The organism is Mycobacterium sp., assembly GCF_049802695.1.
GTDB lineage: Bacteria > Actinomycetota > Actinomycetes > Mycobacteriales > Mycobacteriaceae > Mycobacterium.
Genome location: NZ_JBARMY010000224.1, coordinates 1 through 8045, shown reverse-complemented (window position 1 = coordinate 8045; position 8045 = coordinate 1). Strand labels below are relative to the sequence as shown.

The 8045-nt window shown below is 65.9% G+C and carries 7 protein-coding genes, 4 tRNA genes and 1 pseudogene; 9 read left to right on the top strand and 3 right to left on the bottom strand.

Annotated features, from left to right (window positions below):
- The 3 genes and pseudogenes from WA317_RS09090 to WA317_RS09080 all read left to right on the top strand — a co-directional run.
- A pseudogene (locus tag WA317_RS09090) lies at positions 1-297 on the top strand (hypothetical protein); the annotation flags it as partial.
- A 13-nt stretch (positions 298-310) separates the two neighbouring features.
- Positions 311-952 carry a hypothetical protein gene (locus WA317_RS09085; protein ID WP_425172711.1) on the top strand — a complete coding sequence of 214 codons (642 nt, stop codon included), beginning with the start codon at positions 311-313 and terminating at the stop codon, positions 950-952.
- A gap of 27 nt (positions 953-979) precedes the next feature.
- A complete protein-coding gene (locus WA317_RS09080; protein WP_425172710.1) occupies positions 980-1825 on the top strand; it encodes a class I SAM-dependent methyltransferase in 846 nt (281 codons plus the stop codon).
- Between the two features lie 10 nt (positions 1826-1835).
- Here WA317_RS09080 and WA317_RS09075 read toward each other — a convergent pair whose 3' ends face one another.
- The gene (locus tag WA317_RS09075) at positions 1836-2675 is read right to left on the bottom strand and encodes a glycoside hydrolase family 16 protein (RefSeq protein WP_425172709.1); all 840 of its coding nucleotides are present in this window, start codon (positions 2673-2675) and stop codon (positions 1836-1838) included.
- Between the two features lie 167 nt (positions 2676-2842).
- Here WA317_RS09075 and WA317_RS09070 point away from each other — a divergent pair, with 167 nt between their 5' ends.
- Positions 2843-3388, top strand: coding sequence for a DUF429 domain-containing protein (locus WA317_RS09070; protein WP_425172708.1), 546 nt, complete (start codon positions 2843-2845; stop codon positions 3386-3388).
- Positions 3389-3403: 15 nt separating this feature from the next.
- Here WA317_RS09070 and WA317_RS09065 read toward each other — a convergent pair whose 3' ends face one another.
- Complete coding sequence (locus WA317_RS09065) at positions 3404-4276, bottom strand: alpha/beta fold hydrolase (protein WP_425172707.1); 873 nt, start codon at positions 4274-4276, stop codon at positions 3404-3406.
- A 241-nt stretch (positions 4277-4517) separates the two neighbouring features.
- Between WA317_RS09065 and WA317_RS09060 the strand changes: the two genes are divergently transcribed.
- Both WA317_RS09060 and WA317_RS09055 read left to right on the top strand, forming a co-directional pair.
- A complete protein-coding gene (locus tag WA317_RS09060; RefSeq protein WP_425172712.1) occupies positions 4518-5495 on the top strand; it encodes a LacI family DNA-binding transcriptional regulator in 978 nt (325 codons plus the stop codon).
- A 135-nt stretch (positions 5496-5630) separates the two neighbouring features.
- A complete protein-coding gene (locus WA317_RS09055; RefSeq protein WP_425172706.1) occupies positions 5631-7088 on the top strand; it encodes an aldehyde dehydrogenase family protein in 1458 nt (485 codons plus the stop codon).
- Positions 7089-7271: 183 nt separating this feature from the next.
- Here WA317_RS09055 and WA317_RS09050 read toward each other — a convergent pair.
- Positions 7272-7343 (bottom strand) — tRNA-Val (locus WA317_RS09050).
- Positions 7344-7512: 169 nt separating this feature from the next.
- Between WA317_RS09050 and WA317_RS09045 the strand changes: the two genes are divergently transcribed.
- From WA317_RS09045 to WA317_RS09035, 3 genes are all read left to right on the top strand, one after another.
- Positions 7513-7585: transfer RNA gene (locus WA317_RS09045), tRNA-Gly, on the top strand.
- 28 nt (positions 7586-7613) lie between these two features.
- Positions 7614-7684, top strand: a tRNA-Cys gene (locus WA317_RS09040).
- 17 nt (positions 7685-7701) lie between these two features.
- A tRNA-Val gene (locus WA317_RS09035) sits at positions 7702-7776 on the top strand.
- Positions 7777-8045: the final 269 nt, after the last annotated feature.

Below are 8045 nucleotides of genomic sequence, written 5' to 3'. Positions count from 1 at the left end.
CCGCAGCAGGGGCCGTTCCCCCGTCCGCAGCAGGGGCCGTTCCCGCGCCCGCAGCAGGGGCCGTTCCCCCAGCAGCATCTGCCCGGCGGTCAACCGCCGGGTGATCTGGCCCCTGAAGCACCGAGCCACCTACCGGCCCCCGAACCGCCGCGCAGCCTTCCCGAGCCGCAGTCACCGCGTGTCCCGACCATGCCCGAGCCGCAAGCGCCACACTTCCCGACCATGCCCGAGCCACAAGCGCCACGGATGCCTGCTCCGGCGATGCCGCACTTCAGCGTTCCGCATTTCCGGTTGTAAGAGCAGCCGGAAGATGACCTGGCGAGTGGCTGCGGTCCCTGCCACTGCGATCGCGTTGGCTGTCTTCCCGGTCGCCGCCCCGGTGCACGCCGATCCGCCGCCCACCCAAGTCGTCACCACAGCGGCGGTCGGTCCTACAGGTCAACCGATCAACGGCTACCAGGAAGTGCATCAAAGCGAAAGGTTCACTGTCAGCGACTGCGCGACGCCGTCACCCTCGGCGGTAGCCGACAACATCTACTACTGCTCGCCCAGCGCCGCCAGTGCAGGCACCTGCTGGCCTTCAACGCCCAAATCGCTGCTTTGCGAAGACGATCCGTGGGACAAAACGTTGCATCGGGTGACCTACGGCGGCCAGCTTCCACCTGTGCAGCCCACCGCCACGCCGGACCCGTTCGCGCTGGTCCTCACCGGTGGCATCCGGTGCTTGCTGCGCAACGGCGGGGCCTGGGGTGGACGCGCTGACGGGTATGTCGGCGTCTACGGGTGCAACGGCCCTGGCTCCGAGTCTTCGGTGCTGTGGTTGCCGAGTGAAGGCGCCGGGACGTGTATCGACCGCTCGGCGCCGGTGTGGACGGTCAAAGTCGGCGAACTCGACAACGCGGCGCCACCGCAAACCCGCGCGCTGACGACCGCGTGGTTCGCCGGGAATTGAACGCGAGCGCCGGGTGCTGTAACGCCTATGTCCGACACGGGGCGCGTCATCACCCATGTATCCGATACGGCCCGGTGGACAGCGCTGCACCGGGCAACCGAGTCAGCCCGTCCTGACGCGCTGTTCAACGACTTCCTCGCCGAACGTCTCGCCGGTGAGCACGGCCGCGCCATCGTCGCCCAGGTTCCACGGTCCACCCGCAACGGTTGGTGGCTGGTCGCGCGCACCAAGATCATCGACGACGCCATCATCGAAGCGATCGGCAACGGGTGCGACCGGGTGCTGAACCTGGCGGCCGGGTTGGACACCCGGCCCTACCGGCTGGATCTTCCGTCGGAGTTCCCCTGGGTGGAGGCGGACCCGCCGGGATTACTTGCCGAGAAGACGCAGCTGCTTGCCGACCAAACCCCGCGATGCCGGTTGACCCGGAACGCCGTCGACTTGGCCGACCCGCAGGCCCGAGACGCTTTCCTCGTCGACGCGCTGCACGGCGCGACCAGCGCCTTGGTGCTCACCGAGGGCCTGCTGATGTATCTGGAAGAACGCGACGTCGCTGGGCTGTCCGCCGCGATCAAGCGACCGGAGGTCGCGTGGTGGATGCTCGACTTTGCCGGGCCCGGCCTGAAGAAGCTGATGAACAAGAAGATGGCCGGCATGCTGCAGAACGCCCCGTTCAAGTTCGCCCCGGAGGACGGGCTGGCCTATTTCGAAGAGCTCGGCTGGCGCACCATCGAAGTGAAGTCGTTATTCGACGGCGCCTACCGGTTTGACCGGCTGCCGAAGTTCATGCGGCCGCTCGCCTGGCTGCCTCAGCCGGACCCACGCCGCCCGGGCCGTCGGGCGTGGAGCGCTGTGGCGCTGCTCACCCCGTGAACAGGACGCTCTACCAGACCCGGATGTAGTCGACGAGCATGTCCGCCGGGTAGGTGCCCGGACCGGGGTCCCCGCCCCCCGAACCGGCAACTGCCAGGTTGAAAACCGGATACATGGTGTAGCCGGGGTTGTTGAACGGCCAGTCCGGCAGCGAGCTGGCCGGTACGTCGAAATAGGGTTGTGCGCCGTCGGCGTAGTCTTTCCAGAACCGGATCCCGGCGTCGTCCCACTGGAACCGCCAGGTGTGCCAGCCGCTGTCCAACGCGATGTTCTGGGTTTTCCATTCGCCGCCGTTTGCTTTCGCGTGCACGGTGGTGGCCGAAGGCCAGTTGCCGTTGCCATACCATTCGACGGCGTCAATCTCGCCATTGTCGTCGTTGCCCAGCCAAAAGGCCGGCCACGCGCCTGCCGTCAGACAATTCAGTTTGATCCGGGTTTCCCAGGTGTGGCCGACGCCGCCTCGCCAGGAACTTTGCACTTTGCCGCTGTAGTAAGTGGGACCGTCTTTCGCCGCGCGCAGCACCAGGTTGGAGTTGCCGTCGACGAACACGTTCCGGCGGTCGTCGCGGTACTGCCCGATATGCCCCGGTTCCTCCCAGAACGTCGGGTCCTTGATCGTCTCCCGGGCCCGCGCCACCGCCCACTTCGAGGGATCGGGCGCTGAGCCGGCCGGGCCGTCGAACTCATCGTGGAAGATGTAACTGCCGGACCCGCTGCCCGACGGCGCTGCCGGTGCCGGCCCTCGGCCTCTGGCGGCCTCCCACGCCCGCGCCGCAGGGACGGAGGCGGTGGCGGTCAGCACGCCGAACCCCGTCATCAGCATCAGTTTGCGACGATTCATCTCAGGCACAGATCAAAATGAAACCACGAGAAACGGGTCGGATGCCATGCGGGTGCTGGGCGTCGACGTTTGGTCGAAAGGCTGGGTCAGCGTCGAGCTTCGCGACGGCCGGTTCGCCGGCGCCCGAGTGGGGACTGATTTGCTCGACCTGATCACCGCCGCCCGGGAAGGTGCCGGTGATCGGAGTCGATATTCCGCTGGGGCTGCTGGATAGCGGTATGCGGCAAGCCGACGCCGCAACTGCCGCGCTGCTCGGTCCGCGCCGATCCAGCGTCTTTCCCACACCGCCGCGGCCGGTTGTCGTCGAGAAGTCGTATCCGGCGGCGGCGGCGCGTCACGTCGAGCTGACCGCCAAAGGCCTCAGCCGGCAGAGCTTCAACCTCCGTGTCCGCCTGCTGGAGGCCAACGAATTGTATGACCAGGGCATCTTCCCGCTCCGCGAAGTGCATCCCGAGCTGTCGTTCGCGACGATGGGTGACGGGCCGGCGCCCCGGAGCAAGAAGACCTGGGACGGTCAACGCGACCGAATCGAGCGCTTGCGATCGGTGGGCATCGAACTGCCCGACCGGCTCGGTGCCGCGGGCGCGGTGCCCACCGACGACGTCCTCGACGCTGCCGCGGCAGCCTGGACTGCGCACCGGATCGGCGGCGGAGTGGCGGCCAGCGTTCCGGACCCACCCGAGATCAACGAGCGGGGCCAGCAGCTAGCAATTTGGTACTGACTCGGCTTCTGGCGGCTAGGGGCTCGGCTGCTGGCTGGGGATCTCGGCGGTCGCGGTGGTGGCTATGAAGTCTTCGATCAGGTTGACCACCTGCATGGGCGCCTCGACCTGCGCGAAGTGTCCGACGTCCGGCAGCACTTCCACTCGGCTGCCCGCGCGCGCGGCTTGGGCAGCGTAAACGTGCTCGACGGGAATGATGTCGTCCTTCTCGCCCCAGATCGCCATCACCGGCAATTCTCCTTGCAACTTCAACCGGCTGAGCGCACTCACGGCTTGACCCCGGTAATCGACGACCGAACGCAGGGTGCGCAGAAACGACTGCCGCGTCTGGCGATCCGACAAGGACGAGTAGGCGCTCCACATCTCCGCGCCGCGCGGCGACTGGATCCCGGCGTTGGACAACCAAGACTTCACCTTGTTGCCGACCTGCAGCACCGGCTTGGGCGCGATGATCGGCAACACGAACTCCGCGCCGGGGGCCGACAGCAACCGCAGAATGACACCGACGTCCGGGCCCAGGCCACCGCTGCTGATCAGCACCAGGCGTTCGCAGTAATCCGGGTGCTGATAGACGAACTGCATGGCGACTCCGCCGCCCAGCGATTGGCCGACCACCGTCGCGCGAGTGATCCCGAGCTCGTCGAGGAAGTCGCGCAGCCACACGGCGAAGGCGCCCAGCGAATAGTCGCCACGCGGTTTGGCTGACTCGCCGTGTCCCAGCAGGTCCGGCGCGACGACCCGGTATTTCTTCGCCAGCTGCGGCAATACGGCTCGCCACGTGGCGGAACTTCCCGCCATGCCGTGGATCAACAGCAGCACGTCGCCGTGACCGGCGTCGCGGTAAGCAATGCGGTCGCCGTGCAGCTCCAGGAATTTCAGATCGTCCATGCGGGCTTTCCCCTTCGGGATTTGGCTTGCGTCCTCGCCTGCTGGACTCCGGCAGTACCAATGGTTGAACCGGTCCGCTCGTGGGCTCCGTCTTGACCCGGCTGTTGAGCAGGCGTGGCAGGCTGGCTTATCCGATCCTAATGGCCGACGACGCGGTCGACGAGCCCAGTAAGCAATTACGCCTATGACCTGGCGGGATAGGAACTGTTTCCAGTGAACCCAGCGGCGGTGGGACGGCACGATTGGCGATGAGTCGTTGACCCGGCCGACAAACGCCGATGTGGCTCGGCTGGCGCGCGTGTCAACCGCGACGGTGAGCTATGTGCTCAACAATGCCCAAGGTCGGCGCATCTCCTCGCAGACCCGGGCGGCGGTGCATCGCGCCGCCGCCGAACTGGGCTACCGTCCGAACCTCGCGGCGCGCAACCTCGCCAGCGGACGGAGCGGAGTCGTGCTTTATGTCGTGCCCCGGGTCGCGGTCGGGGAGATGCCGATGGCTGCCGGGAGCCGGATGACGACGGCGCTGGCGCAGCGGGGCATCATGCAGATTCAGATTTTCGAGACCGAGGACGATCAGCACGTCATCGACGCGGTCGCCAACCTGAACCCCATCGGGGTGACGAGCCTGTTTCCGCTCAGCAGCGGGGTGAGAACTGCCGTCGTGACCGCGGGCATCCCCTACATCGAGATCGGTCAACTGCCTGCGCTGGGCGCTCCGCCGTTCTCGGTGGGTGAGATGCGCGTCGAGCATCTGGTCTCCCGTGGGCACCGGCAGTTGGCGTTCGCCTACACCGGGATCGCCAAGTGGCGCCCGCTGGGTGACTACTGGCTGGACGGCGTCGCGCGGGCGGCAAAGCGACGGGGCCTGCCGGCGCCGCGGGTCGCCGAGGTGACCCCGGACAACGTCGCCACCGTCGTGCAGCGCTGGCGCCGCGACGGAGTGTCCGCGGTGTGCGCGCAGAGCGACGAGGTCGCCTTCGTGGTGTTGCACGGAGTGCGCGAAGCCGGTTTGAGCTGTCCGGCCGATCTTGCGGTGATGGGAGTCGATGCCAGCCCGGCGGCCGCGGTGAGCGCGCCACCGCTGACCACGGTGGAGTTCGACACCACAGCGGTCGCCAACGCGGCCGTCGACGCTGTACTGGAGCGGTTGGGCTTACAGCCGATCGAGACCGCCGGTGAAGGAGACATCGCCCGCCTGGTGGTGCGCGCATCGACGTAGCTGAGGCGCTTTCCGATGCTGCCGACCCCGAAGCCGGCTGTGCTGGACATCACAGGGTTAAGCGCGTAACTTCCGCTTTGGCGGTCAGTTTATCGGGCGCCGAAAGAGTGGCGTCGAGGCGAGGAAGGGATACGCATGGCGGTGCAGTCTGTGCTGGAGGAGATTCGCGAACGGCCAGGTACCGGTGAGGTGATCCCGGTCTTCAACCCCGCCACGGAAGATCAGATCACTGAGTTCAAGGACTGCGGTCCCGAAGCGGTCAACGAAGCGGTTGCGCGTGCGAAGGAGACCGCCGAGTCGGGCGTCTGGAAAGGGAAACCCCCAAGCGAGCGAGCCAAAATCCTTTGGCGCATCGGCGAATTGATCGATGAGAATGCCGCGGAGCTGGCCGAGTTGGAGTCGCTGAACGCCGGCATGGTGCCGATGCAAGCGCAGGCGACCGTGGCCGTCAGCTCGGAGTTCTTCCGGTACTACGCCGGGTGGTGCACCAAGATCGAGGGCATCGCCGCCGACGTGCACACCGGCGGACTCACCGGCATCGAGTCGCATCAGCACGCCTACACACTCAAAGAGCCCTACGACGTGGTGGGGCTGATCTTCCCGTGGAACGGGCCGATCTTCAATTTCTGCTGCAAGCTGGCGCCCTCGCTGGCCGCGGGCTGCAGCAGCGTCGTGAAGCCCGCCGAGGAGACGCCACTGACGGCGCTGATCCTGGACCGGATCCTGGCTGAGGCCGGGGTGCCCGACGGGGTCGCGAATCTGCTGATCGGGTATGGGCACACCGCCGGCGCGGCGATCACCGCGCATCCCGACGTCGATAAGGTCGCGTTCACCGGGTCGACGGAAGTGGGCCGGGCCATCGTCGATGCGTCAGGCGCCAGCAACCTCAAAAAGGTAACCCTCGAGCTCGGCGGCAAGTCACCGGTGGTGATCTTCGACGACGCCGACCTGAACACGGCGATCACCATGGCGTCCTTCGGCACGTTTGTGCACTCGGGTCAGGCCTGTGTGTGCGGCTCGCGGGTCCTCGTTCAGCGTGCGGTGTATGAGCAGGTGGTGGAGGGCATCGCGAACATCGCCAACAGCCTGCAGCTGGGTGGGCCCACCGAGGAGGGCAGCATGATCGGCCCGCTGATCAGCCAGAAGCAGCTCAACCGCGTGCTGGGCTACCTCGAACAGGGCAAGTCCGACGGCAACGAGCTGGTCGCCGGCGGGCACCGGCTGGACCGTAAAGGTTACTTCGTGCACCCGACCGTGGTCACCAACGTCGACCCCGCCACCAGCCGGCTGTTCCAGGAGGAGATCTTCGGGCCGGTGGTGACCATCCTGCCGTTCGACGACGAAGAAGAAGCCGTGGCGCTGGCAAACGACAGCACCTACGGACTGGCCGCCACAACTTGGACCAAGGACCTCGGGCGGGCGCACCGGATGGCCAAGCGGCTCAAGGCCGGCACCGTCGGACTGAACTGCCAGCTGCAGTTCGACCACTCGATGCCCTTCGGCGGCTACAAGCAGTCCGGGTGGGGATACGAGTCCGGCAAGGCGGGGCTGGACACCTACCTGCAGACCAAGATCGTGTGGGCGCAGATGTAGCCGGCGGGCCGGCTGACCAGGCCATCTTCGTGCCAGCGATGAATGTAATGGTCGTCGTCGGCCTAGTCCGCTTACTCAACAAGTGGTGTCTGAACGAATTAACCGGGCTCTAAGCGCCTCTTCGGAAAGTGTGGGATGTCGCTTACCCGTGCTAACAAGAGCCTTGACGAGCGTCGACGGTTGTGGTCCCGGCTGGGTTCGAACCAGCGACCTCCCGCGTGTGAGGCGGGCGCTCTTCCACTGAGCTACGAGACCCTTGCCGAGAGGCGAACGAGGTCGAAGATTAGCACGCGCGTGCGCAGCGGTAGAAAGCGCTGCGGCAGACCGCAAGCGATGACGCGGAGTGGTATCAAGAGATTTGTGCGGTCCCGCTCACTGGACTATCGTCGTGCTTCGCACCGGGCGACGATCTCGTCCGTTGCGTGCGGATGTAGCGCAGTTGGTAGCGCATCACCTTGCCAAGGTGAGGGTCGCGGGTTCGAATCCCGTCATCCGCTCGAGGGTGCAAGTGGCATCAATCCCAGCGGTGGAGTGGCCGAGTGGTGAGGCAACGGCCTGCAAAGCCGTGCACACGGGTTCGATTCCCGTCTCCACCTCAAACTCGTCTTACCGCGCGCGGTTAGCTCAGCGGGAGAGCGCTTCCCTGACACGGAAGAGGTCTCTGGTTCAATCCCAGTACCGCGCACCACGTATCACCGCTGCTCAGAGCCTGTTTTTAGGCGGCTGAGCGGATGTCGCTGCCAATACACTGCCAATTGTTTGTTTGGCAAATTATTCGTTTTAGAACACAACCTTAAGCGAACCTGAGATAATTCTGCTCGTCCGGAAGCTGGCGCCGAAACATTGGACAACGTAGGCACCTGCCTGCAGACAAGCTCGGCGCCATCATCTGTGATCTTGCGAAACAACGGGGGGACCTATGAAGAAAGTGATTCTCGGCGCCGCGCTGTGCGGCGC